This window comes from Kribbella sp. NPDC104740 (assembly GCF_055583505.1).
The window spans coordinates 969921-993874 of sequence record NZ_JBVJNV010000002.1; the positions used below are offsets into that span (position 1 = coordinate 969921).

Consider the following 23954-nt stretch of genomic DNA (forward strand, 5'->3'; position numbering starts at 1 on the left):
CCACGGGGTGAACAGCACCGTACGCGGTGCTGCGGTCGCGGACTGTGAACGTTTACACTCGCTGCCCAGGAGGGTCGGACTGGATGCAGACGCGCTTTCACGTACCGGACATCGGTCCCGAGACGCCGTTCGCCGACGCGCTGCGGATCGCAATCGCCGACCGCGGGCTCGCCCTCAACCGGATCCAGGCCCGGCTGGCCGAGCGCGGGTTGCACGTCGGCATCGCCACGCTGAGCACCTGGCAGAGCGGCCGGCGACTCCCCCGCGCCGGGTCGCTGGCCGTGGTGACGGCACTGGAAGAGCTGCTCGACCTCCCGGCCGGCTGGCTCGCCGTACGGATCCCGCCCGCGCGCCCGGAGACCGCGGTCACGCACCGCCCGTACGCCGTGGTCGACTACGCGGCGACGCTGACGCGGCTGCTGGAGGTCGTCCGCGGTGACGCCCACGGACGTCTGCGCAGCGTCACGGTCGTCGAGGAGATCGTCATCGGCGCGGACCGCAGCCTGCGCTCCAAACGCGTGCTGCAGACCGTCGTCGCGATCAAGGAGGTGGACCGCCAGATCGTCGTCCACCAGGGCGAACCGGGCTGCGACGTCGCGCTGATCAAGCCGAACGGCCTGACCGGCTGCCGGACCGGCCGCGTCGCGCGCGACCCCGAGGCCGGCGCGATCCTCGGCGAACTGCTGCTCGACCGCACCCTGCACCCCGGCGACACCGCGGTCGTGCACTACGCGATCGAGGACCGCAGCGGGATGCCGTCGACGCAGTACTACCGCTTCCACGAGTGGCCGGGGACGCACCACGTGCTCGAGGTCCAGTTCCACCGGGACGCGATGCCGGTCCGGGTCACCGAATTCCGCCGCCGGCACTCGACCGGGCCGGACCTCGTGCACCAGGACCTGATGATGAGCCCGGACGGGCGGGTCCACGTCGTCGCCCCGACCACCGATCCGGGGCTGATCGGGATCGCCTGGGAGTGGGACTAGGATCCGCGCTCATGAGTGCGATCGAGGGTGGGACGGAGCTGGCCAGACGCTGGCTCCAGTGGGTGCACGGGGCGAAGAGCGGGCGATCTCCGATCAGTGACCCGACCGGGGAGTTCAACGCCGAGCGGCAGCCGGACGACGTGTGGTTCCTGGCCGGCACGTACGGCGGTGCGGTGAAGCGACGGCTCGACGTACCGGCGGACCGGCCGGTGTTCTTCCCGCTGTTCAACATCTGGGGGCCGGTGGACTTCGACATCGTCTGCCCGCGAGCCGGGGCCCGGGCGGTGCTGGACGGTGTGGACCTGCCGGTGGTCGAGCTGGCGAACGACCAGCCGACGCCGATTCCGCGACTGCCCGGCAAGGTGCTGCTCGGTCGGCGCAAGGTGAAGATCTGGGGGCTGTGGGCGTACGTCCCGGCCCTGGGCGCCGGTGAGCACGTGCTGGACATCTACGGCGAGGAACGGCCGGACGGGTTCTGGACGCAGGTGCGGTACGAGCTCGTCGGTCGCTGATCCTCCGTCGGGGCCGCTGTCCTTCGGGACGGCGGCCCTTTCTTCGCCTCCGGGAACCCGGCGTTTGCCATTAGTCGGCGTGTGCAAGTATTGTCGGCGCTGGTAGTCGTCGTAGTCATCAGGAGGCCTTGTCATGCCGCTCGCTCTGCTCGCGCTGGCCATCGGCGCGTTCGGGATCGGGACCACGGAGTTCGTGATCGCCGGGTTGCTGCCGGAGGTGGCGACCGAGTTCGGCGTGTCCATCCCGGCGGCCGGCTGGCTGATCACGGGGTACGCGCTGAGCGTGGCCGTGGGCGCGTTGCCGATGACGGCGCTGGGGAACCGGATGCGCCGCAAACAGCTGCTGCTGTTGCTGATGGCGATCTTCGTCGCGGGCAACGTGCTGTCCGCGCTCGCGCCGTCGTACGGCGTGATGATGGCCGGGCGGATCGTCACCGCGCTCTGCCACGGCGCGTTCTTCGGGGTCGGCGCGGTGGTCGCTTCCGACCTGGTGAAGCCGGAGAAGAAGGCGAGCGCGATCGCGCTGATGTTCACCGGGCTGACCGTCGCCAACGTGCTCGGCGTCCCGATGGGGACGTTCATCGGCCAGGGTCTCGGCTGGCGCGCGACGTTCTGGGTGGTCGCCGGGCTCGGTGTGCTCGGGCTGATCGGGATCGCGGCGCTGGTCCCCGAGATCGCGCGTCCCGCGGGCGGGAACCTGCGGGCGGAGTTCGCGGTGTTCCGGAGCGCGAAGGTGTGGCTCGCGGTCGGGACGACGGTGCTCGGGTTCGGCGGCGTGTTCGCGTCGTTCACTTACATCGCGCCGATGATGACCGAGGAGGCGGGGCTGCCGGAGGGCGCGATCTCGTGGTTGCTGGTGCTGTTCGGGATCGGGATGGTCTTCGGGAACCTGCTCGGCGGCCGGTACGCCGATCGCGCGCTGATGCCGACGCTCTACACGTCGCTCGGCGCCCTGGCACTGGTGCTGGTGGTCTTCGGGTTCACCGCGCACTGGGCGGTGCCGGCGATCATCACGCTGTTCCTGCTCGGCGGGTTCGCATTCTCGACCACGCCGCCGCTGCAATTGCGGACACTGGCGAGCGCGTCGTCCGCGCAGACTGTCGCGTCGGCGGTGAACATCGGGGCGTTCAACCTCGGGAACGCATTGGCGGCTTGGCTTGGTGGGCTGGTGATCGCGGCCGGGTACGGCTACGCGGCGACGAACTGGGCCGGAGCGGCGATGGCTGCGGGTGCGTTGGTGCTGGCGCTGATCTCGGGTGCGCTCGACCGGCGGCACTCCCCCGCAGCGTCGGAGCTCGCCGCCGCCTGACCTCGCGCGGGCTGCTCTCAGATCCGCTGCTCGGCGAGGTCGACCCAGTAGTCGACCTCGCCGGGCGGGAAGTGGCGGATCGCCCAATCCACCATCCGCAGGCTCATGCTCGCCCAGGCGGGCCGGAGTACGTCGTACGGAAGCTCGTCGAGCAGACTGTCGAGCCGCTTGCTTTCCTTGACGCCGAACCGCAAGGTCACCAGGTCGAACCCGCGATGCCCGCGCCCGGCGCCGTCCCAGTCGATCACCCCGGTGAGTTTTCCGTCGGTCTGCAGCAGGTTCCCGGGATGGAAGTCCACGTGCACGGCATCGTCGCCCGCGAGGGTTTCGACCTCGACCGCCGCGATCCGCCGCTCCAGCGCGGCCGTCCGCGCATCACGCTGTCTGAGCGGCTCGTGCAGGCAGAACCCCGGCCCGTCACTCTGCAGGTACAACGGCAACGGCGGAATCTTGGTTCCCGCCAGAACTCCCGCCTGCAAGGCGTTCAGCTCGAGAACCTGATCGAGCAGCTCGTCGTCCCACCGTTCGATGGTTGCCCCAGGCATCAACTCCTGCACGGTCACCACGGCATCGCCGACCTGCACCACGAGCTCGGTCCGCGGCGCCGGATACCCCACGGCCCGCAACACCTCGACCACCGCCAACGGCCCGCGCTCGAGCCCCTCCACCCGAATCCCCGGCCGCCACTTCAACACCGAGCGACGCCCGTCCGGCCACCGCACGAACGCGGCACCGACCTCACCACCCCGGCAAGGCCCCTCGACAACGAGTTCAACCCCGGTCAGTCGCGCGACCTCCCCAGCTGCCCAGTCAGCATCCAGCCGCTCAACCCGCTCCCACTCACCCATCACGCCATCCTCCCCGCAATCACCCGCGGAGATCGACGCCTTTTCGCGCGCCCGATCGCGCGCTCACCCGGGGCGGCTGCCGGGAAGCTCAACCGCGCCCGATCGCGCGCCTGAAGGCGCGCTCGCCGGCGGTTCGGAGTAGCCGGGGCCGCTCTCGTGCGACCCCGGCTCACGTCACAGCCGAATGCTCTTCTTGTTCATGAACTCCTCGATGCCCGCCGGCCCCAGCTCCCGGCCGAGACCCGACCGCTTGATCCCACCGAACGGCAGATCCGCCGACGACCCACCAGCACTGTTCAGGTACACCATGCCCGCCTCGATCTGCCGCGCGACGCGGGTGTTCCGCTCGGCGTCGGTCCCCCACACGCTCGCCCCCAGCCCGAACGGCGAGTCGTTGGCGATCGCGATCGCTTCCTCCTCGGTCTCGGCCTTGAAGACCAGCACCACCGGACCGAAGATCTCGTCCCGGTAGGCATCCATCTCCGGCGTGACATCAGTCAGCACCGTCGCCTCCAGATACGCGCCGGGCCCGACCCGATGCCCGCCGGTCCGCAGCGTCGCACCCTGCTCGATCGCCGTCGCCACCTGCTCGGCCACCTCGTCGGCAGCAGCGATCGACGCGAGCGGCGGCAGCGTCGTCTTGGGATCCGACGGGTCACCGGCGACGTAGTACTCCGAGACCCGCTTGGTCAGCTTGTCGACGAACTCGTCGTACAGGTCGGCGAGCACGATCATCCGTTTCGGCGCGTTGCAGGACTGGCCGCAGTTGCGCATCCGGGCCGTCGCGGTCGCCTTGACGGTCTCGTCGAGGTCGTCGGTGTCGAGCACGATCAGCGGGTCGGACCCGCCGAGCTCCAGCACGGTCTTCTTCAGGTTCTTGCCCGCCTCGGCCGCCACCGAGATCCCGGCCGCCTCGCTCCCGGTCAGCGAGACGCCGACGATCCGCGGGTCGGCGAGGATCCACGGCACCTGCCGGCTGGACGCGAACACGTTGACGTAGGCGTCGTCCGGTACGCCGGCGTCGTACAGGATCTGCTCGATCGCCACCGAGGCGCGCGGGCAGATCGAGGCGTGCTTGAGCAGGATGGTGTTGCCGAGCACCAGGTTCGGCGCGACGAAACGGGCCACCTGGTAGACCGGGAAGTTCCACGGCATCACGCCGAGCAGGGCGCCGATCGGCTCCTTGGTGATCACCGCGTCGCCGGTCTTGACCTTCAGCGGCTCGTCGGCGAGCAGATCCGGGCCGTGCTCGGCGTAGTACCGGAAGATGTCGACCACGATGCCGACCTCGCCGCGGCCCTCGTTGATCCGTTTGCCCATCTCCAGCGTCATGATCGCCGCCAGCTCGTCGGCCCGCTCGGCGAACAGGTCCGCCGCCCGTGCGACGATCGCGGCCCGTTCGGCCACCGGCCGTCGCCGCCAGGCCGTGAAGCCGGTGTGCACCCGTTCGATGGCCGCCCGAACCTGCTCGTCGCTGGCGTTCTCGATCTCCTCGACCAGTTCACCCGTGGCCGGGTCTGTGACTGAGTACATGGGGGACGAGTCCTCCGTTCTCTACGACAGTGCGCAAGAGCACAGGCTAGCGCCTGCGCTACATACTGTATACAGTCATCTCACGATCGTAGGTCAGGGGAAAACCCGCAGATCACTACTGTTCGCCAACGGTTCGATCGGGGCATGCTTGGGCAGGAAGTTCCCCGCCCATCGTCGATCGGATACCGCCCGTGCCCGTTCAACGGAAGTCCCGTCCTGTCCTGCGGCTGGTGACCGTGCTTGCCGCCGCGGCCGTTGCCGGAGTGGCGCTCGCGTCGCCCGCGCCGGCCAGCGTCGCCGCCCAGCCCGACCCCGTCAACGCCTGGCAGTTCGACCACTGGCCGCGGCAGCAGCCGTGGCAGCAGTCGCAGCCGGCGCCTGCTGCGAACCGCCTGGCTGGTCCCACCAGCGGCACCGGCGCGTTCGGTGCCCCCATCGATCCCCAGAACTGGGAGAACCCCGACCACATGACCTGGTCGGACTACAAGAAGCCGCCGGGGACGAACTGGTCCGACCCGTCGAAGACCGGTTCGCAGCGCACCTTCAAGGGCGCGCTGGTCCTGGTCGACTACTCCGACAAGGACTTCGTCGTCACCCAGCCGAAGAACTCGACGCCGTTCGGCAACCCGAGCGCCGAGGCCAACGGCGTACCGCGCGATCAGGTCGCGCAGTTCTACCACGACTTCCTCAACAAGCCCGGTGCACTCAACCGCGGCCACACCCTGCACGAGTACTGGATGGAGGACTCCGGCGGCCGGTACGGCGTCCAGCTGGACGCGTTCGGCCCGTACCGGATGCCCGGCAAGTCGCACGAGTACGCGATGGAGTTCCAGGGCGACGGCGCCTGCCCGGCCGGCGACAACTGCAACCGCGACCTGCGCACCGACGGCCGCGCGGCCTGGGTCGCCGACCAGGGCGCCGAGGTCCCGGCCGGGTTCGACTTCGTCTTCTTCCTGAGCGCCGGGCAGGACGAGTCGTCCACCTGGCAGGAGTTCGGGATGATGAAGTTCCCGACCAAGGAGGACGTCACCGACGAGTTCGGCCCGCCGGACCCGGCGCTGCCGAACTGGTCCGACACCCGGTACGTCGACTGGACCTCCTGGCAGGCCGGCGCCTCGATCTGGCCGAACGCCGGCGGCGGCTCGTCGACGCAGGCCGAGAGCTCCGGGATGGGCGTCTACGCGCACGAGTTCAGCCACATCCTGGGCATCGGCGACAACTACAACAACCCGTACGGCGTACCGCCGCGGCGCGCGTACACCGGCGTCTGGGAGATGCTCAGCCGCGGCAGCTTCAACGGCCCGGGTGGTCCGCACAGCCGCTGGATGATCCCCGCGACCGGTGGCGCGTCGATGGGCGCGCAGCACATGCTGCGGAACAAGATCAAGCTCGAGATGGTCGACGAGCAGAACGTGCTCCGGCTCGACCGGGCCGCGCTCGCGCAGTCCGGTGTCGTGGTCGCGGACGTGACCGCGCGGGTCGCGCAGCCGGGTCCGGCCGGGCTGTCCGGCATCAACATCACGCTCGGCGGCGGTGACCTCGCCCCCGCGTGCAGCACGGCGACCGACCCGCTGTGCGACGGCCGCGGGTACCAGAACTACACGCTCGAGGTCGTCGACCGGATGGGCACCGACTCGTTCACGCCCGATTCCGGCGTACTGCTGGCCAAGACGAAGGACCAGGACCGGGCGCCGTTCGAGTGGGTGATCGACGCCAACCCGCAGGACATCGACATGACCGACTACGTCCTGCCCGACGGCACCAAGGTCCCGATCACGATCGGCGACTACCGCCAACTGTCCGACGCGCTGTTCCACGCCGGCACGAACTCCGGCAGCGAGTACGAGTACGTCGACGAGGCGAACCGGCTGCACTTCTACGTCACCAACGTGAAGCGCGACAGCAAGGGCATCCTGTCGTACACGGTCGCCGTCCGCTCCCTCGACGGCGCCGGCCCCGCCAAGCGCGGCGTCCGCCTGCTCCCCACGGTCGGCCTGCCCGGCCGCGCCGGCTTCGCGACCTGCAACTTCCCGCTCACCAACACCGGCAAGTCCGCCACCCCTGCCGGCCAGCACCCCGAGGACGTCAGCAAGTACCTGACCAGCGACGTCTACCGCCTCACCGCGAAGGTCGAGGGCCGCGGCTGGTCGGTCAACCTGCCCAACGCCCTGACCACCGCCAAGACGGGCTCCACCGTCGCCGTCCCGGTCCAGGCCAAGTACGACGGCCGCTCGGCCGCCATCGGCAAGGTCACCCTGACGGCCACGTCGGAGTCCGACCCCACCAAGAAGTCCACGACGAGCTGCGTGGCGCTCGCCAAGTAGCTCCTGGAACGCGAAGCCGGGCGAGGGCCTCCCTCGCCCGGCTTTTCGTTGGCCTTGGGCTGTAAAGAATCTTTGACACGGTGTCCGGTGTGCTTTACCTTCGAGGTGTCAAAGATTTTTTACTCAGGGGGTTGTGGTGGCGTTTCAGGAGAAGCGGGCCTGGGTGTTCGTGACGGTGTCGGTGATCGGCTACCTGGTGTACGCCGTGATCGTGCTGCGGCGGGTGGACGGGAGCTGGGGCGACACCCCGTACGTCGCGGTGATGCTCTGGTCGATCGGGCTCGCGATCGTCGCGGCGATCGTGCTGGAGATCGTGGTCGCGGCGGCCGGGGGCAAGGAGGACGGGCCGCAGACGGATCAGCGGGACCGGGAGATCGCGCGGTTCGGGGAGCAGGTCGGGCAGTCGTTCGTGGTGATCGGAGGGGTCACCGCGATGGGGCTGGCGATGCTGAAGGTCGAGCACTTCTGGATCGCCAACGCCGTCTACCTGGCCTTCTTCCTGTCCGCGGTGCTCGGGTCGGTCGCGCGGATCGTCGCCTACCGGCGGGGCCTGCCGTGGTGAAGCCGACGCGGGTGACGAACGCGATCCGCACGTTGCGGTTCGCCCACGACGAGATGACGCAGGCCGAGCTGGCGCGCCGGATCGGGGTGACGCGGCAGACGGTGATCGCGATCGAGCAGGGGCGGTACTCGCCGTCGCTCGAGCTCGCGTTCCAGATCGCGGCGGTGTTCGGGGCGCCGCTCGAGGACGTGTTCCAGTATCCAGGGGAGGAATCATGAGGGCAGTCGTGCAGGACCGGTACGGGTCGCCGGAGGTGCTCCGGGTCGGCGAGATCGCGCAGCCCGTTGCTGGAGGCAACGAGGTGCTGGTGCGGGTGAAGGCGGCCGGGGTCGATCAGGGGACGTGGCACCTGATGGCCGGGGAGCCGAAGATCGTCCGGCTCGGGATCGGGCTGCGGGCGCCGCGGGTGCGGGTCAGCGGGCGGGACGTCGCCGGGGTGGTCGAGGCCGCCGGGCCGGGCGTGACGTCGTTGAAGGTCGGCGACGAGGTGTACGGGACGTGCCGCACCGGTTCGTTCGCCGAGTACGCCGTGGGCCGCGTCGACAAGCTGACCCGCAAGCCGGCCAATCTGGCCTTCGAGCAGGCGGCCGCCGTACCGGTCTCCGGCGGGACCGCGCTGCAGGGGACGCGCGGGATCAGCGCCGGAGAGCGCGTTCTCGTGCTCGGGGCCGCGGGCGGCGTCGGTTCGTACGCCGTACAGCTCGCGAAAGCCGCGGGCGCGCACGTGACCGGCGTCTGCAGTACGCCGAAGCTCGACCTGGTCCGCGAGCTCGGCGCCGACGAGGCGCTCGACTACACCCGCGACGAGCTGCCGGCGGCGGCGTACGACTTCATCCTGGACACGGGCGGGAACCGCTCTCTCGCGATCTTGCGCCGCGCTCTGAAGCCGAAGGGCCGGCTGGTGATCATCGGCAGCGAGACGACCGGGCTGCTCGGCGGGATGAGCCGGACGCTGTGGGCCGGCTTGCTCTCGCTCTTCGTCGGCCAGCAGCTCAAAGGCCTGATCAGCGCCGAGCGCGCGTCGGACTACGTCGAGCTCCGCGACCTGATCGAGGCCAGGAAGGTGAAGCCCGCGATCGATCGCACCTACCCGCTCGACGAAGCCGCCAAGGCGATCCACCATCTCCGCGACGGTCACCCGCGCGGCAAGCTCGTGATCACGATCTGATCCGGGAGAGCGCTCCCCGGCGCTCTCACCAGTCGACGAGCTCGGCGACCTGCAGCATCCGCTCCGCGCGGGCGCGCAGGTCGTCGTACGACGTGAGCCCGGCCCGCCACCGCCCGGCCCAGTGCACGAAGGTCGTTGCCTCGCGCACCATCTGCAGCCAGGGCAGCGCCGCGATCTCGTGGTCGCTCAACGGCAACCGCTCGAAGTAGCCGCGCCGGAACGCGTCGTTGACCGGCCAGGGTCTCGGCAGCGTCCACTCGTCACCGCCGAAGCTCGACAGCCCGGTCTCGAGATCCATCGCCCGGTACCCCGGCCCGGTGAACTCGAAGTCCAGGATCCCGGTGACGCGCTCTCCCACGACCAGCGCGTTCGTCGGGCCGATGTCCCCATGGATCACCTGCACCGGCAGGTCGTCCCGCGGCCGGATCCGGGCCAGCACCTCCCCTACCCCCGGCACCTCCTCCAGCAGTTCCGCCGGATCCGGCACCAACGGATGCACCAGCGTCAGGTCGCCGTTCCACAGCTTCCGCGCCGGCAATCCCTCGATCTCGGCCAGCGCGACGTCCAGCTCCCCCAGCGCCCGGCCACACGCCTCGACCTGCCGGAGATCCGACCGCACCGGGTGCTCCCCCGGAATCCGCCGGCACAGACTGGCCACCCGCTCCCCGAACGGCACCCACGTCCGGCCGTCCTCCGTCAGCACCGGCTCCGGCACCGCGAACGACAGCTCCCCCAGTCCGCGCAGCACCGCGTGCTCGTACTCCGGAACCCCGGCGTTCAGGTGCACCCGAAGGACGAAATCGCCGACGAAGTAGCTCGTGTTGTTCCACCCCAGCCCGACCGGTCGCAGCACGGATCCCGCGAGTCCCCAGTACTTCAGCACGTCGTCCATCCGGTCATCCTCGCCCCCTGTCATCCGCCAGCACGAACCGTTTTCGATGACAGGCAGATGAAAGCGGCCGTCCGTAGCGTCGAGACAGAGTCGCCGGATCCAGCCGGGTCCGCGGAGGGGCGGCCGGCAGGGGGAGACCCAGATGACACAGACCGAGGTGACACCGAAGCCCAGCAAACTACGCCTCGTCCAGGGGTTGATCGTGCTGCTCGCCGGTATCGTGCTGGCGTTCGCGGTCGGGCGGATCGTGCGCGACGTACCGCACCTCGCCGACGGCACCCTGCCCGCCGACGAGATCGACCGCGCGTACGTCGAGCACCCCTGGCTCGCCTACCTCCACATCGCGCCCTCGGTCGTCTACCTGATCGGCGCCCCGATCCAGCTCGCCCACCGGATCCGCTCCAAGCACTACACCCTGCACCGCCGCCTCGGTCGCGTGCTGCTCAGCTGCGCGCTCCTCGGCGGCGCGTTCGCGATCGTGTTCGGCGTACTGCACCCGTACGGCGGACCGGGCGAAGCGAGCGCGTCGGTCGTGTTCGGCCTGTGGTTCCTGGTCTGCCTGGTGAACGCCTTCCGGGCGATCAAGCGCGACGACGTCGTACAGCATCGCCGCTGGATGATCCGCGCGTTCGCGGTCGGGATCGGCGTCGGCACCATCCGGATCTGGATCTTCGTGTTCACCGCGGCCGGCTGGCTCGACTTCCCGGACGCGTTCGCGGTCGCGTTCTGGCTGGCCTTCGCGCTGCACGTCGCGTTCGCGGAGTGGTGGCTCCGGACCAGCCCGCACCCGCGCGGGTGACCCTGACCGGTCCCCCACTTGTCCCGGAAAGGCGTTGTGGTCGCGCGGGCGGCGGGAGCAGACTCGGCAGATCAGGGAGGACACGATCGGCTGGGGGCCGCTGATCTGCCGGGAGGGGCAATGATCGGCACGGACGAACCAATCAACCAGACCACTGACGCCGTACTCGCCGAGGACCTGGTCCGGGTGTACGGCGAGGGCGACACCGCCGTCCGGGCGCTGCACGGGGTGAACGTCCGGATCGAACCCGGGCAGCTGACGGCGGTGATGGGGCCGTCCGGCTCCGGCAAGTCGACGCTGATGCACCTGCTGGCCGGTCTGGACCGGCCGACGTCCGGCTCGGTCCGGATCGCCGGGACCGAGATCACCACCCTCGGTGACGACCAGCTGACCAAGCTGCGCCGCGAGCACATCGGCTTCATCTTCCAGTTCTTCAACCTGCTGCCGATGCTGACCGCGCGGGAGAACATCCTGCTGCCGTTGACGATCGCGGGCCGGCGCGCCGACCCGGCGTACTTCGACGCGCTGGTGCAGCGGGTCGGGCTCGCCGACCGGCTCACGCACCGCCCGGCCGAGCTGTCCGGCGGTCAGCAGCAACGCGTCGCGATCGCGCGGGCGCTGGTCTCGCAGCCGACCGTCGTGTTCGCCGACGAGCCGACCGGCAACCTCGACTCGCGGACCAGCAAGGAGATCCTCGAGCTGCTGCGGCAGTCGGTCGAGGAGTACGGGCAGACCACCGTGATGGTCACCCACGACGCGCGCGCGGCGGCGATGGCCGACCGGATCCTGTTCCTGGCCGACGGCCGGATCGTCAAGGAGACCGGGCGGATCAGCCAGCACGACATCCTGCAGGTGATCGACACGCTGGACCTGCAGTGATCCGGTTCGCGCTGGCCGGGATGCTCAGCCGCAAGCTCCGGACCGCGCTCACCGCGATCGGCGTCGTACTGGGTGTCTCCTTGATCTCCGGTACGTACGTGCTGACCGACTCGATCACCGGCGCCTTCGACTCGATCTTCTCCGAGAACTACAAGAACACCGACGCGACCGTCACCGGCAAGACCGCGTTCGACACCACCACGGACTCCGCGGGCGGCGTCGCGCCGCCGTTCGCCGCGAGCGCGCTGCCGGTGATCGAGAAACTGCCCGAGGTCGGCGCCGCCGACGGCAGCGTGTTCGGCGAGGCGCAGCTGATCGGCCGCGACGGGAAGGCGATCGTCTTCGGCGGCGCGCCCAACCTCGGCTTCAGCGTCAACCCGGCGCTGCCGCAGTTCAACGCGCTCACGCTGGTCGGCGGCAGCTGGCCCGGCGCGGGCGAGGTCGTGATCGACACCCAGACCGCGAAGGAGAAGGGGTTCGCGGCCGGTGACGAGATCGGCGTCCAGGCCCGCGGCCCGGCCGAGCGGATGCGGGTCTCCGGGCTGGTCGAGTTCGGGCAGGTCGCGTCGATCGGTGGGGCGACGCTGGCCGGGTTCGACCTCGGTACGGCGCAGCAGCTGTTCGGCAAGGGGAACCAGTACGACCAGATCCTGATCGCCGCCAAGGACGGGGTGACGCAGCAACAACTGGTCGATGCCGTGGGCAAGGTTCTCCCGGCCGGCACGCAGGTCCGGACGGCGGAGGAGCAGGCCGCCGCGGACGCCGCCGACACCAGCGGGTTCCTCGACTTCTTCCGCACCTTCCTGCTGGTCTTCGGCGGGATCGCGCTGTTCGTCGGCTCGTTCGTGATCGCGAACTCGCTGTCGATCACGATCGCGCAGCGGACCCGCGAGTTCGCGACGCTGCGGACGCTCGGTGCGTCGCGGCGGCAGATCCTCGGGTCGGTGGTGCTCGAAGCGCTGATCACCGGCGTACTGGCGTCGGTCGCCGGGCTGCTGCTCGGGCTCGGGATCGCGACCGGGCTGTTCAACCTGTTCGACGCGGTCGGGTTCACGCTGCCCAACAACGGGCTCGTGTTCCAGACGCGCACGATCGTCGTCGGGCTGCTGGTCGGGATTCTGGTCACGGTGTTCGCGAGTCTGCGGCCGGCGTGGCGGGCGACGCGGGTGCCGCCGATCGCCGCCGTACGGGAAGGGGCGAAGCCGGTTCCGGGGCGCTTCAACCGGTACCGGCCGGTTGGTGCGGCGCTGCTGGCGATCGCCGGGATCGCGTTGGTGGTGGTCGGGCTGTTCGTCGACGGGCTTCCGACGTCGAGTCTGCTGAGCATGCTCGGTGGGGGTGTGCTGCTGCTGTTCGTCGGGGTGGCGCTGTTCTCTGCGCGGCTGGTGAAGCCGCTGGCCGCGGCGTCGGATCCGGTGGCGCGGTGGTCGGTGGTGACGTTGACGATTCTGGTCTGGCCGGTGCTGGCGCTGGTCTGGCTGGTCAAGCGGGTGTTCCGGCGTACGGCGGAGTTCCCGCGGGTGCTGCCGGACGGGCCGGCGACGACGATCGGCGGGCAGAACAGCCGGCGCGATCCTGCCCGGACCGCTTCGACTGCGGCTGCGTTGATGATCGGGCTCGCGCTGGTGACGCTGGTGGCGACGCTGGGCGCCGGGATCATCAAGCCGTTCGAGGACGCGGTGGACGGGATCTTCAGCGCGGACTACGCGATCACGGCGCAGAACAACTTCAGCCCGCTGCCGCCGGAGGTCGCCGCCGCTGTGGCGACGACGCCTGGGGTGTCGGCGGTGACGAGCGTGCGCGGCGGGCAGGCTTCGGCGTACGGGGAGAGGATTCAGATCACCGGGGTCGACGCGGCCGCGCCGGAGCTGCTGACGTTCGACTGGCGGTCGGGGTCGCAGGAGTCGCTGGCCGCGCTCGGGAGCGACGGGGCGATCGTGGATGCGGACTACGCGGACGAGCACGGGCTTGCGCCGGGGTCGCAGCTCGCGCTGACGACGGTGACCGGGAAGGCGCTGACGCTGAAGGTGCTCGGGGTGTTCCGGCCGCCCGCGGGCGGTTCGCCGTTCGGGAACGTGACGATGTCGACCGCGGCGTTCGACGCGAACAACCCGCAGCCGCTGAACGTCTACACGTTCGTCAACCTGTCCGGCGGCGTCACCGCCGAGAACACGGCCGCGCTCGACCGCACGCTGAGCACGTTCCCGAACGCGAAGGCACTCGACCGCGACGCGTTCAAGAAGTCCCAGACCGACGGCATCAAGAGCATCCTCAACGTCCTGTACGTCCTGCTCGCCCTGTCGGTCCTGGTCAGCCTGTTCGGCATCGTCAACACGCTCGTCCTGACCGTCTTCGAACGCACCCGCGAACTCGGCATGCTCCGCGCCGTCGGCCTCACCCGCGGCCAGGTCAAGAAGATGATCCGCCACGAAAGCGTCATCACCGCCCTGATCGGCGCCGCCATCGGCATCGTCCTCGGCCTCGGCCTGGCGCTCCTCCTGGCCGCCCGCCTCGAAGAAGTCAGCTTCGCCGTCCCGACGTCCCAACTGATCATCTTCGCCGTCCTGTCCATCGTCGTCGGCATCCTCGCCGCCATCTGGCCGGCCCGCCGAGCGGCACGCCTCAACCCACTGGAGGCACTTCAGTACGAGTAGCCAGCGCGAGGAGCGCGTCCAGCTCCCACGCACCGACGACACCACGCGCCCGGCGGAGATACTCCGCGATCCGCCGGGCGCTCCACCCGTGCGCTTCCTTCAGCCCAGCCGCGATCCACCACAGATAAGCAGCACTCGGCGCAGCGGGCTCGAGCTCACCCGCACCCACGTCGGTCACGGTGAACATCGGTACGCCCTCCCGCTCCCCCACTCGCGCAACCGTCTCGTAGCGCCCCGGCCCGAGGACCCGCACCGAGTCGATCTCGTCGAGCGCGCCGACGAGATCCCGCGCGAGAGCGCTCCCCGGCTCTCTGTACATCTCCTGCGCGGCGATGTCGCCCAACTGCTCACGCGTCACCAGGTACGCGCGACCGGCGACAAGTCCCGGCGCCGCCAGGTCGTAGAACGCTCGGCCGCCACTCCACACCGCGGACTCGCCGGAGAAGACCAGTCCTCCGGGGATCTCGACCGCGGCCGTCCCCGCCGGGAGTTGCCCGTCGCGGCAGCCGGAGTAGTCGCGTTTGCCACCGGCCGGGCGTCCGCCGGTGACGTAGCAGTGGAAGCGGGCTTGGGCGAGGTTCGAGCCGTAGGCGACGTACCAGACGGAGTCGGTCATGGGTGACGAGCCTACGCAGCCCACGGTGTGCAATTCACTGCGCATTTAATCTTGTTAACGGGCAGTTTCGCGCGTAGCGTCCTGCGCGGTGCTCGTTCATGTGTTGGTCTTCGGGTGTTCCCGAACGGGTGTCCGCGCCGCAGTGCTGATGGGGAAAGCTCCGTTCGACCGCCCACGAGGAGATGCAGCATGGCAGAAGTCAACCGTCGCCGGTTCCTGCAGATGGCCGGGGGCTCCGCCGCCCTGGCCGCGATGGCGAGCAGTATCGAGACCGCCGCCGCGATTCCGGCGCACCGCCGGCACGGAACCATCGAGGACGTCGAGCACATCGTCGTCCTGATGCAGGAGAACCGGTCGTTCGACCACTACTTCGGGTCCCTGCAGGGGGTGCGCGGGTTCGGCGACCCGCGGCCGGTGAACCTGCCGAACGGGAAGTCGGTGTGGCACCAGTCCGACGGCGCCCGGGAGGTGCTGCCGTTCCGGCCGCAGGTGAACGACCTCGGGATGCAGTTCATCCAGGACCTCGCGCACAGCTGGGGCGACGGGCACCACGCCGTCAACAACGGCAAGTACGACCAGTGGATCCCGGCCAAGACCGCGACCACGATGGCCTACCTGACCCGCGAGGACATCCCGTTCCACTACGCGCTGGCCGACAAGTTCACCATCTGCGACGCCTACCACTGCTCGTTCATCGGCTCCACCGACCCGAACCGGTACTACCTGTGGTCCGGGTACACCGGTAACGACGGGACCGGCGGCGGCCCGGTGCTCGGCAACGACGAGCTCGGCTACGACTGGACGACGTACCCCGAACGCCTCGAGCGCGCCGGTGTCTCCTGGAAGATCTACCAGGACGTCGGCGACGGGCTCGACGCCGACGGCGGCTGGGGCTGGATCGACGACGCCTACCGCGGCAACTACGGCGACAACTCGCTGCTCTACTTCAACAAGTACCGCAACGCCCAGCCGGGGAGCGCTCTCTTCGACAAGGCCCGGACCGGTACGAACGTCGCCGCCGGTGACGGTCTGTTCGACCGGCTGCGCGCCGACGTGAAGGCGAACAAGCTGCCGAAGATCTCCTGGATCGCGGCGCCGGAAGCGTTCACCGAGCACCCGAACTGGCCGGCCAACTACGGCGCCTGGTACATCTCCCAGGTCCTCGACGCGCTCACCTCGAACCCCGAGGTCTGGAGCAAGACCGCGTTCTTCATCACGTACGACGAGAACGACGGCTTCTTCGACCATGTCGTCCCGCCGTTCCCGCCGGCCTCGGCCAACCAGGGCCTGTCGACCGTTGCCGTCGGCCCGGATCTGTTCGCCGGCAGCAGCAAGTACGCCGCCGGCCCGTACGGGCTCGGGCAGCGCGTTCCGATGATCGTGGTCTCGCCGTGGAGCACCGGCGGGTTCGTGAACTCCGAGGTCTCCGACCACACATCCGTGATCCGCTTCATGGAGCGCCGGTTCGGCGTCAAGGAGCCGAACATCTCGCCGTGGCGGCGCGCGATCTGCGGCGACCTCACCTCGGCGTTCGACTTCAGCACCGAGCAGAGCCGGCCCGCGCGGCTGCCCGACACCTCGTCGTACCAGCCGCCGGACGGCGACCGGCACCCGGACTACAAGCCGGTGCCGCCCGCGGTCGGCAAGCTGCCGGTGCAGGAGCGCGGCAGCCGCAAGACCCGTCCGTTGCCGTACGCACCTGTTGTCGACGGCAACGTGACGCCGAGCACCGGCAAGTACACGCTGTCGTTCGAGTCCGGCCCGGAGGCGGCCGCGCAGTTCCACGTCGCGGCGGCGAACCGGACCGACGGTCCGTGGACGTACACCACCGGCGCCGGCAAGACTCTCGCGGACAGCTGGAACACGACGTACTCGCACGGCGTCTACGACCTGGACGTGTACGGCCCGAACGGTTTCCTCCGCAGCTTCCGCGGCAAGCCGGTCCCGGGTCCGGAGGTGAAGGCGCGGCACAACGCGCGCACCGGTGACCTCGACCTGACGATCACCAACTCGTCGACGGTCGACCACCACATCACCGTCACCAACGCGTACGGCGGCCACCCGAAGCAGCTGAAGGTCCGCGCCGGTACGTCGGCCCGCTACACCGTCGACCTGCACCACAGCCACAGCTGGTACGACGTGAGCCTCACCAGCACCGCCGAGGACGCCTGGGCCCGCCGCCTCGCCGGCCACGTGGAAACCGGCAAGCCGAGCCTGTCCGACCCGGGCATCCACACCCGCTGACCCCCACCCGCCGCGCAGTCCCAACCCTGCGCGGCGGGTTCGGGTTCACGGGTTCACCAACGGGCCCAGCTCATGGCGGGAGCGGACCTTCAGCTTCCGCATTGCGTTGGTCAAGTGGTCCTCGACTGTGCTGACCGACACCGTCAGCTCGGCGGCGATGCGGCTGTTGCTCAGACCCTTGGCGGCCAGGCGGGCCACTTCCTTCTCCCGCGGAGAGAGCGCGTTCCCGTAACCTCTCCGACCCCGGCGTGTGGTGACGGTGACGCCGGCTTCGCGCAGCGCGTCGCGGCAGCGGCGCGCGTCCCAGCGGGCGCCGAACTTCTCGTACGTCGACGCGAGCGCGACCAGCTGCGCCGGATCGCCGACGTCCAAGGCCCGGCGCGCCTTCTCCTCCAGGGCCAGGCACTCGTCGTACGGGCGCCCGATCGCGCGGTACGCCGCGGCCGCGTCGTCGAAGGGGAGGTCGCCAACGACGAACGCTCGCACGAGTTTGCTCGCGGCAACGGATGCGGGAGCGTCGCGACCGGCGAGACCGGCTTCGAACTCACCCAGCAACCCGAGCGCGTCCTCCCGGCGCCCGACCGCATCCATCGCCAAGCAGGTCGTCGCGACGAACTCGCTCGCCCAAGCCCACCCGTCCTTGCGCCGGACGACCTCGACGAATTCCTCGATCGCCTCCAGTGCTGCGCCGCCCTGCTCCGATGCCACATGCAACCGACCGACCGTCGCCAGCGCCGCGGCCCGTACCGGCAGCTCCCCACCGACGGTCAGCAACAGCTCCCGAGCCCCGGCAACCTCACCCTGCGCCAGCCGCATCCGCCCATCGATCAGATCCAGCTCCGCCTGCACGAGCGGCGCCGTCTCCCCCACAACCCTTGCCCTCAGCAACCGCTCCGGCAGCAGTTCCCAGTCCCCCGCCAGCCAGGCCTGCCACAACCGCGTCCCCACCCCAACAGGCAACGCCGCACTTCTCCGGTCGTGCCCCAACCACAAGAGCCCCCGCGCCGAGTACGCCGACTCGTCCACCCCGGAGAGCTCACCCAGCGCCACCCCCAGCCGAGCACGGTTCCGCCGCACCATCGCCCCGGCGACTCCAGCAACACCCGCCACCGCCGCATCAACCCGAGGCCCGGCCCCGGCGACTCCAGCAACACCCGCCCCCGCCGCATCATCCAAAGCCCCGGCGCCAGCGGCACCGCGAGCCCCGGCCGACAGCCGGGTCTCCCCCAGCAGCCGCAACGCCCGGTGCATCCACGCACGATGCTCCGCGATCTCCTCGCTTCCCGAGGTCGGCACCGCCAGCGCGGACATCGCCCACGCCGCGCTCGCCGGATCCTCCGCGAGCTCCGCGACGGCAGCCGCGAGCTCCCGGCGCGCCGTACCGAACTCCCCCGCCCGATCATGGAGCAAGACGCCGAGAGCCAACCGGAGCCGACCCCGCTCGACGCTCGGCGTCAACGCCTCATCGAGCACCATCCGAATCGCGACCACCGCCTCGGCCCACAGCGACGACTCCACCGCCGCCTGCCCGAGCCGCGTCGCCAGCCGCGCCCGATCACCCCACGGCAGCACCTCCACCCGGAGCATCTCCAGCAACTGCGAGATCGCGCTCTCCGCCTCTCCCGCCGCGACCAACTGCCCGGCAGCCAACTCAGCCTGCGCCAGCCAAACGTCGATCAGCCCACCCCGCCGCGAGTGATCGGCGATCCGCGCATGCGCTCCCGGCTCCCGCGCGGCCAACGCCTCAGCAGCCCGCCGATGCAGCCGCCGCAGCTCGTCCGGCGGGATCGTCTCGTACACCGCCCGCTGAGCCAACGCATGCCGCAGGTCGTACAACCCCGGCCGTACCTGCCCCAGCAACCCGCGCGCCAACCCGACGTCGACCGCCTCGGTCAACTCCATCCCATGCACCTCGGCGACAGCGCCGACCAGACTGTCCGCCGCAGGCGAATCCAGTACGGCGGCCGCCCACACCACGCGCCGACAGGCCTCCGACACCTGCTCCAGCTTGATCGTCACCGAAGCCCGCAAGGCGACCGGCGCCCGGGTCTCCGCGAGAGCGCGCTCCACCGCGGAGATCAGCCCGTCCGGACCAACCGGCAGGTCCCGCAGGAACTCCTCGACGACGAACGGGAACCCACCGGTCCGCTCGAACAGCTCGTTCGCCACCGGCTCCGGCAGCGCGTCCACCCCGAGCAGCCGTGTCGCCATCTCCCGTACGCCGGCCGCCAGCAACGGTTGCACCCGGATCTCCGTCGTCCGCGTGCCCGCGCGCACGCATCCCGCCAGCGCCGTGATCTCCCCGGCCGAGCGTGAGTCCTCCGGCCGGTACGTCCCGATCAGCCGCACCTCGCGCGGCAGCCGGCTCGCCAGGAACCGCAGTAGTTGCAGCGTCCCCCGATCGGCCCAGTGCAGGTCCTCCAGGAACAGCACCGCCGGGCCGAGCCCGCCGAGCACCTCGGTCACCCGCGCGAACACCGAGTGCCGCATCCCCGGGACCAGCTCGCCACGCCACGGCGTACCGGTGCCTGGTCGCGCGTCCATCACGGGAGCCAGCGCCTCGAGCACCGGGGTCAGCGGCGCCTGGTCCTGGATCGGATGACACTGACCCGTCAGCCAGCGCGCCGGATGGTCCCGCGCGATCTCGGCGACGAGCCGGCTCTTGCCGGTCCCAGCCTCTCCGACCACCAGCACCAGACTCGGTGCCGCCGCCAGCGCGGCCCGGAGCAGCCGCGTCTCGCGTTCCCTACCCACCAGCCGAGGTCCTTCCGGCCGGTCACCACTCGCCCTACGCACCGCCACTCGCCTAGAACGTCCCCACCGGGCGGCCGATGGCAACCCTCCGTGTCCGTCCGGCGGCCCGCTGGCCGTTTGTGTCGTTCAAACTACGCTGAGTCAACCGCTTCACGCACATAGTGTGACCGCTCCCTGTTTCCGAGCACCGCCGACCCCCAGTCGAACTGAGCCGGACTCATCTTCAATCTCCCCACCAGGCCGCCTCCTCACGCGACCTGGTCGCAACACCTCCTCGCTCCCGCGCCGCCCTCGGCCGCGACGCCGGCTCCCGTGTCGCCCTCGCTCCCGGCGCCACCGCCCACGCGGCCGCGCACCTCACGACCTCCGCATCCGACGCTGGGCCGCCATCGCAGCTCCACCGCTCAGGATCACCAGCAGCGTCGCCATCGACCACCGCCGCAGCACCTGTACCGTCCGGTCCTCTTCCTTCGGTACGGCGGCCAACCGCGGCGCGGCGCTGACGAGCGGCGGCGTCACCTCCGGCGGCCGCGGCCTGGGTGTCGGCCGAGGCGTCGGCGTCGTCCGCGGCGGAGGCGGCGGCAGCTCGATCGCCCGCGTCGGGGTGGGTGTCGGCCGAGGCGTGGGTGTCGGCGTCGGCCGCACCACCGGCGTCGGCGTCGGCGTCGGCCGAGGCGTCGGGGGCCGCACCGTTCGCGGCGGCGCCGGCGGCTTCGGTGTCACCTTCGGCGGCTTCGGCTTCGGGGGCGGCGGCGGAGGTGGTGGAGGCGGCGGGGGCGGTGGTGGCGGTGGCGGTGGCACGACCACTTGCCCAAGGCAACCAGCAGCGTCCCCGCTCCAGACCGACGGCAACGACCCGACCTCGCGGGCCTCCCCGGAGAGCGCGATCTTCACGATCCGGCTCCTCAGCCCCGGATGCGTGTGCACGGCGTACAAGGTCTTGCCCGACATCACCACCGAGCTGTACGACGCGATCGACGGCACCCCGCGCACCGCGGCGACCGCCCGCATCGTCCCGCTGCCGGGGTCGACGCTGACGATCTTCGCGGGCCCGATCCCGAGCGTCGAAACGCCGTACAGCAAGCCGCTCGACGAGTCGACGGCGAAGTCGTCCAGCGTCAGCGTCCCGATCAGCGTCTTCAGCCGGACCACCCGGAGCACCTTCTTGAACGTCCGGCTGCCGGGGTCGATGTCGACCGTGTAGAGCCGCAGCGTGTCGCGCAGGTAGAGCCGGTTCCCGGAGACCGCTCCCGCGACCGGGTCCGCGATCCCGCCGACTCCGCGGCGGATCTCGCCGAGATCGGTCACGGTCCCGCGCCGGGTGATCGACACCAGGTGCGGATCGTGGTGCAGCCAGCCGTGCTTGTCGCGCACTGCGATCCCGTACGCGAGGTCCTGCGTACGCGAGTAGCCCAACGCGTCGACCTGGTACGAGAGCCGGCCGAGATCGCTCACTCGCCCCGACGGCAGCTCGATCCGCCGCAGCCGCGACAGCGACACCGGCCCGCTGGCGTCCACCTGCAGCACCGAGCACGACGAGTCAGCCGACGACTCCCCCGCGACCAGTACGACGGGAAGGACCGTCAACCCGACCGCTAACCCCAAGGCCCCGCCCCGCCCAAGGCGAGACCCTCTGCCCCGCGGAAGGCGAGACCCTCTGCCCCGCCGCGACCGCGACCGCCTCATCCGACGGGCGCCCCCGACCTCACCCGAAACCTCACGAACAGCCCCACCCGGCATCCGCACTCACCCTCCGCGACTCAACCGCGAAAGCGCCGCCACGAACGCATCCGGCCCGACGTTCGCCCCACCGCTGAACGGGTTCTGCAGCTGGTAGATCGCGAACACCATCAACGCGATCGCGCCCGACAACATCGCCACGATCACGGCGTACGAGTAGACCCCGGGCCCGCCGAACATGAACATCAGCCCGATCGACATCACGCTCCCGACCACGATCGCGAACCACACGACCGCGCTCACCCCGCTCCCGGCGGAGTTCAGCCGCACCTGGCGAGCCTGGTACACGTTCCACAGCTGCGTCGACGCCTCGACCCGGCTGTCCTCCTCACGATCGGTCTTGGTCGGAACGCGCTCCACCTCGTTCTGCAGCTGGGACAGCAGCTCCCACCCGTGCTCACTCACCGGCGTTCCGGTCCGCAGATCGGGCCACTCCTCCTCCGCGACCTGCGTCGCGTACTGCTGCGCGAGATCCTCGATCTTGGACCGCGCCGGCTCGGCCAGCGAGTCACTGGCCCAGCGGACCGCGACCAGCGAGTTCGCCTCCTGGTAGGTGTTGTCCTTGGCCGACGACGTCGCGTCGAACAGCGAGATCAGCACGAACGCCGCGATCACGACGTTCACCCCGCCGACGATCGTGAACACCTGGCCGGCGACCTCGTTGTTGGCCTCCCGCCCGAACCGCTGCCGGGCCTTGCGCAGGATCACCGCCAGGACGGCGGTCACGATCATCAGCCCGACCACCCAGAACAGACCACTGAAGGTCATCGTCATTCGTCGTTTCCTCCCCACTCGCGGGCCAGCGCCTCCTCGAGCAGCGCTTCCACGATCTGGCTCTCCGGTACCGTCCGGACCACCTCACCCCGGACGAAGATCTGTCCTTTCCCGTTGCCCGACGAGACGCCGAGATCGGCCTCGCGGGCCTCTCCGGGCCCGTTCACGACACAGCCCATCACCGCGACCCGCAACGGCACCGGGAAACCTTCGAACGCTGCCGCGACCTTCTCGGTCAGCGTGTAGACATCGACCTGCGCACGGCCGCAGGACGGGCAGGAGACGATCTCCAGAGAGCGCTCCCGCAGCCCGAGCGACTCCAGGATTCCCGCACCGACCTTGACCTCCTCGACCACCGGCGCCGACAGCGAGACCCGGATCGTGTCTCCGATGCCTTCGGCAAGCAGTACGCCGAAACCGACCGCGGACTTGATGGTTCCCTGCAGCAACGGCCCGGCCTCGGTCACGCCGAGGTGCAGCGGGTAGTCGCAGCGCCGGGCCAGTTCCCGGTACGCCGCGATCATCACCACCGGGTCGTGGTGCTTCACCGAGATCTTGAGATCGCGGTATCCGTGCTCCTCGAACAGCGAGCACTCCCACAGCGCCGACTCGACCAGCGCGGCCGGCGTCGCCTTCCCGTACTTCGCCAGCAGCCGCTGGTCCAGCGACCCCGCGTTCACCCCGATCCGGATCGGTACGCCGGCCGCCCCGGCGGCCCGCGCGATCCCGGCGACCTGGTCGTCGAACTTGCGGATGTTTCCCGGGTTCACCCGGACCCCGGCGCACCCCGCGTCGATCGCCGCGAACACGTACTTGGGCTGGAAGTGGATGTCCGCGATCACCGGCAGCTGCGAGCGCCGCGCGATCTCGGGCAGCGCGTCCGCGTCGTCCTGCGACGGTACGGCGACCCGCACGATCTGGCAGCCCGCGGCGGTCAGCTCCGCGATCTGCTGCAATGTCGCGTTCACGTCGGAGGTCGGCGTCGTCGTCATCGACTGCACCGAGACGGGTGCCCCGCCGCCGACCGGAACGTTGCCGACCATCAACTGCCGCGACTTCCGCCGGGCGGGCGGCAGCGCCGGCAACCCGAGCGAGACCGGGCCGCCGGACGCCGCACGTCCAACCGAAGCGCCGGCCCCGGCGCCTCCTCCCAGGGCGGCGGACGCGGCGGCTCCTCCCAGGGCGACGCCGGACGCGGCGCGTCCTCCCAGGGCGACGCCGGACGCGGAGGCTCCGGCCGGGGCGGCTCCAGCCGAGGCGACTCCAGCCGAGGCGACTCCAGCCGAGGCCGCTCCGGCCGGGGCGCCGGACGCCGCGGCCGCGGTTGCGGCGACTGCTCCGCTCGACGCCCCCTGTCCGG

19 protein-coding genes are annotated in these 23954 nt (G+C 70.4%); 11 read left to right on the plus strand and 8 right to left on the minus strand.

The features are described 5' to 3' along the window. Window positions 1-83: 83 nt before the first annotated feature. The 3 genes from ACZ6Z4_RS14050 to ACZ6Z4_RS14060 all read left to right on the plus strand — a co-directional run bounded on the left by ACZ6Z4_RS14050 (window position 84) and on the right by ACZ6Z4_RS14060 (window position 2807). Window positions 84-986, plus strand: coding sequence for a hypothetical protein (locus ACZ6Z4_RS14050; RefSeq protein WP_465562631.1), 903 nt, complete (start codon window positions 84-86; stop codon window positions 984-986). A gap of 11 nt (window positions 987-997) precedes the next feature. Then, on the plus strand, window positions 998-1498 hold the full coding sequence (locus ACZ6Z4_RS14055; protein WP_465562633.1) for a hypothetical protein: 501 nt from the start codon (window positions 998-1000) through the stop codon (window positions 1496-1498). Between the two features lie 133 nt (window positions 1499-1631). Then, a complete protein-coding gene (locus ACZ6Z4_RS14060; protein WP_465562635.1) occupies window positions 1632-2807 on the plus strand; it encodes an MFS transporter in 1176 nt (391 codons plus the stop codon). Window positions 2808-2824: 17 nt separating this feature from the next. Here ACZ6Z4_RS14060 and ACZ6Z4_RS14065 read toward each other — a convergent pair whose 3' ends face one another. Further along, a complete protein-coding gene (locus ACZ6Z4_RS14065) occupies window positions 2825-3655 on the minus strand; it encodes a phosphotransferase (protein ID WP_465562636.1) in 831 nt (276 codons plus the stop codon). A 174-nt stretch (window positions 3656-3829) separates the two neighbouring features. Then, the gene (locus ACZ6Z4_RS14070; protein ID WP_465562638.1) at window positions 3830-5188 is read right to left on the minus strand and encodes an NAD-dependent succinate-semialdehyde dehydrogenase; all 1359 of its coding nucleotides are present in this window, start codon (window positions 5186-5188) and stop codon (window positions 3830-3832) included. A 230-nt stretch (window positions 5189-5418) separates the two neighbouring features. On the opposite strand from ACZ6Z4_RS14070, the gene ACZ6Z4_RS14075 reads away from it, so the two are divergent. The 4 genes from ACZ6Z4_RS14075 (at window position 5419) to ACZ6Z4_RS14090 (ending at window position 9242) form a co-directional block, all read left to right on the plus strand. After that, complete coding sequence (locus ACZ6Z4_RS14075; protein WP_465562639.1) at window positions 5419-7512, plus strand: M6 family metalloprotease domain-containing protein; 2094 nt, start codon at window positions 5419-5421, stop codon at window positions 7510-7512. Window positions 7513-7648: 136 nt separating this feature from the next. Beyond that, window positions 7649-8074, plus strand: coding sequence for a hypothetical protein (locus ACZ6Z4_RS14080; protein WP_465562640.1), 426 nt, complete (start codon window positions 7649-7651; stop codon window positions 8072-8074). Further along, window positions 8068-8292: a helix-turn-helix transcriptional regulator gene (locus ACZ6Z4_RS14085; protein ID WP_465562642.1), complete on the plus strand. Its 225-nt coding sequence runs from the start codon at window positions 8068-8070 to the stop codon at window positions 8290-8292. The genes ACZ6Z4_RS14080 and ACZ6Z4_RS14085 overlap by 7 nt, the downstream gene beginning before the upstream one ends. Continuing rightward, window positions 8289-9242: an NAD(P)-dependent alcohol dehydrogenase gene (locus tag ACZ6Z4_RS14090; protein WP_465562643.1), complete on the plus strand. Its 954-nt coding sequence runs from the start codon at window positions 8289-8291 to the stop codon at window positions 9240-9242. The genes ACZ6Z4_RS14085 and ACZ6Z4_RS14090 overlap by 4 nt, the downstream gene beginning before the upstream one ends. Before the next feature lie 25 nt (window positions 9243-9267). On the opposite strand, the gene ACZ6Z4_RS14095 is transcribed toward ACZ6Z4_RS14090, so the two are convergent. Then, a complete protein-coding gene (locus ACZ6Z4_RS14095) occupies window positions 9268-10134 on the minus strand; it encodes a phosphotransferase enzyme family protein (RefSeq protein ID WP_465562645.1) in 867 nt (288 codons plus the stop codon). Window positions 10135-10276: 142 nt separating this feature from the next. On the opposite strand from ACZ6Z4_RS14095, the gene ACZ6Z4_RS14100 reads away from it, so the two are divergent. The 3 genes from ACZ6Z4_RS14100 (at window position 10277) to ACZ6Z4_RS14110 (ending at window position 14466) form a co-directional block, all read left to right on the plus strand. After that, window positions 10277-10933 (plus strand): DUF2306 domain-containing protein, encoded by a 657-nt coding sequence (locus ACZ6Z4_RS14100; protein WP_465562647.1) that lies wholly within the window; start codon window positions 10277-10279, stop codon window positions 10931-10933. Window positions 10934-11053: 120 nt separating this feature from the next. Then, window positions 11054-11812, plus strand: a complete 759-nt coding sequence (locus ACZ6Z4_RS14105) for an ABC transporter ATP-binding protein (RefSeq protein ID WP_363668877.1) — start codon at window positions 11054-11056, stop codon at window positions 11810-11812. Beyond that, window positions 11809-14466 carry an ABC transporter permease gene (locus tag ACZ6Z4_RS14110; RefSeq protein ID WP_465562649.1) on the plus strand — a complete coding sequence of 886 codons (2658 nt, stop codon included), beginning with the start codon at window positions 11809-11811 and terminating at the stop codon, window positions 14464-14466. Before ACZ6Z4_RS14105 ends, ACZ6Z4_RS14110 begins: the two co-directional genes overlap by 4 nt. On the opposite strand, the gene ACZ6Z4_RS14115 is transcribed toward ACZ6Z4_RS14110, so the two are convergent. Continuing rightward, the gene (locus ACZ6Z4_RS14115) at window positions 14435-15082 is read right to left on the minus strand and encodes a histone deacetylase (protein WP_465562651.1); all 648 of its coding nucleotides are present in this window, start codon (window positions 15080-15082) and stop codon (window positions 14435-14437) included. The genes ACZ6Z4_RS14110 and ACZ6Z4_RS14115 overlap by 32 nt on opposite strands. A gap of 189 nt (window positions 15083-15271) precedes the next feature. Between ACZ6Z4_RS14115 and ACZ6Z4_RS14120 the strand changes: the two genes are divergently transcribed. Next, the gene (locus ACZ6Z4_RS14120; RefSeq protein WP_465562652.1) at window positions 15272-17326 is read left to right on the plus strand and encodes a phosphocholine-specific phospholipase C; all 2055 of its coding nucleotides are present in this window, start codon (window positions 15272-15274) and stop codon (window positions 17324-17326) included. Window positions 17327-17371: 45 nt separating this feature from the next. On the opposite strand, the gene ACZ6Z4_RS14125 is transcribed toward ACZ6Z4_RS14120, so the two are convergent. From ACZ6Z4_RS14125 to ispG, 4 genes are all read right to left on the minus strand, one after another. Next, window positions 17372-20080: an ATP-binding protein gene (locus ACZ6Z4_RS14125; protein WP_465562654.1), complete on the minus strand. Its 2709-nt coding sequence runs from the start codon at window positions 20078-20080 to the stop codon at window positions 17372-17374. 357 nt (window positions 20081-20437) lie between these two features. After that, entirely contained in the window at window positions 20438-21667 is a 1230-nt protein-coding gene (locus ACZ6Z4_RS14130) for a DUF6923 family protein (protein ID WP_465562655.1), read from the minus strand. Between the two features lie 159 nt (window positions 21668-21826). Further along, entirely contained in the window at window positions 21827-22594 is a 768-nt protein-coding gene (locus ACZ6Z4_RS14135; RefSeq protein ID WP_465562657.1) for a bestrophin-like domain, read from the minus strand. Beyond that, window positions 22591-23748 (minus strand): flavodoxin-dependent (E)-4-hydroxy-3-methylbut-2-enyl-diphosphate synthase, encoded by a 1158-nt coding sequence (ispG, locus tag ACZ6Z4_RS14140; RefSeq protein ID WP_465563775.1) that lies wholly within the window; start codon window positions 23746-23748, stop codon window positions 22591-22593. The genes ACZ6Z4_RS14135 and ispG overlap by 4 nt, the downstream gene beginning before the upstream one ends. Window positions 23749-23954: the final 206 nt, after the last annotated feature.

Bases quoted from the DNA above. Each gene is read 5' to 3' on its own strand.
- ACZ6Z4_RS14100 (WP_465562647.1), top strand. From the start codon at position 10,277: ATGACACAGACCGAGGTGACACCGAAGCCCAGCAAACTACGCCTCGTC.
- ACZ6Z4_RS14065 (WP_465562636.1), bottom strand. From the start codon at position 3,655: ATGGGTGAGTGGGAGCGGGTTGAGCGGCTGGATGCTGACTGGGCAGCT.
- ACZ6Z4_RS14095 (WP_465562645.1), bottom strand. From the start codon at position 10,134: ATGGACGACGTGCTGAAGTACTGGGGACTCGCGGGATCCGTGCTGCGA.
- ACZ6Z4_RS14090 (WP_465562643.1), top strand. From the start codon at position 8,289: ATGAGGGCAGTCGTGCAGGACCGGTACGGGTCGCCGGAGGTGCTCCGG.
- ACZ6Z4_RS14060 (WP_465562635.1), top strand. From the start codon at position 1,632: ATGCCGCTCGCTCTGCTCGCGCTGGCCATCGGCGCGTTCGGGATCGGG.
- ACZ6Z4_RS14135 (WP_465562657.1), bottom strand. From the start codon at position 22,594: ATGACGATGACCTTCAGTGGTCTGTTCTGGGTGGTCGGGCTGATGATC.
- ACZ6Z4_RS14120 (WP_465562652.1), top strand. From the start codon at position 15,272: ATGGCAGAAGTCAACCGTCGCCGGTTCCTGCAGATGGCCGGGGGCTCC.
- ACZ6Z4_RS14055 (WP_465562633.1), top strand. From the start codon at position 998: ATGAGTGCGATCGAGGGTGGGACGGAGCTGGCCAGACGCTGGCTCCAG.
- ACZ6Z4_RS14105 (WP_363668877.1), top strand. From the start codon at position 11,054: ATGATCGGCACGGACGAACCAATCAACCAGACCACTGACGCCGTACTC.
- ACZ6Z4_RS14050 (WP_465562631.1), top strand. From the start codon at position 84: ATGCAGACGCGCTTTCACGTACCGGACATCGGTCCCGAGACGCCGTTC.
- ACZ6Z4_RS14115 (WP_465562651.1), bottom strand. From the start codon at position 15,082: ATGACCGACTCCGTCTGGTACGTCGCCTACGGCTCGAACCTCGCCCAA.
- ACZ6Z4_RS14070 (WP_465562638.1), bottom strand. From the start codon at position 5,188: ATGTACTCAGTCACAGACCCGGCCACGGGTGAACTGGTCGAGGAGATC.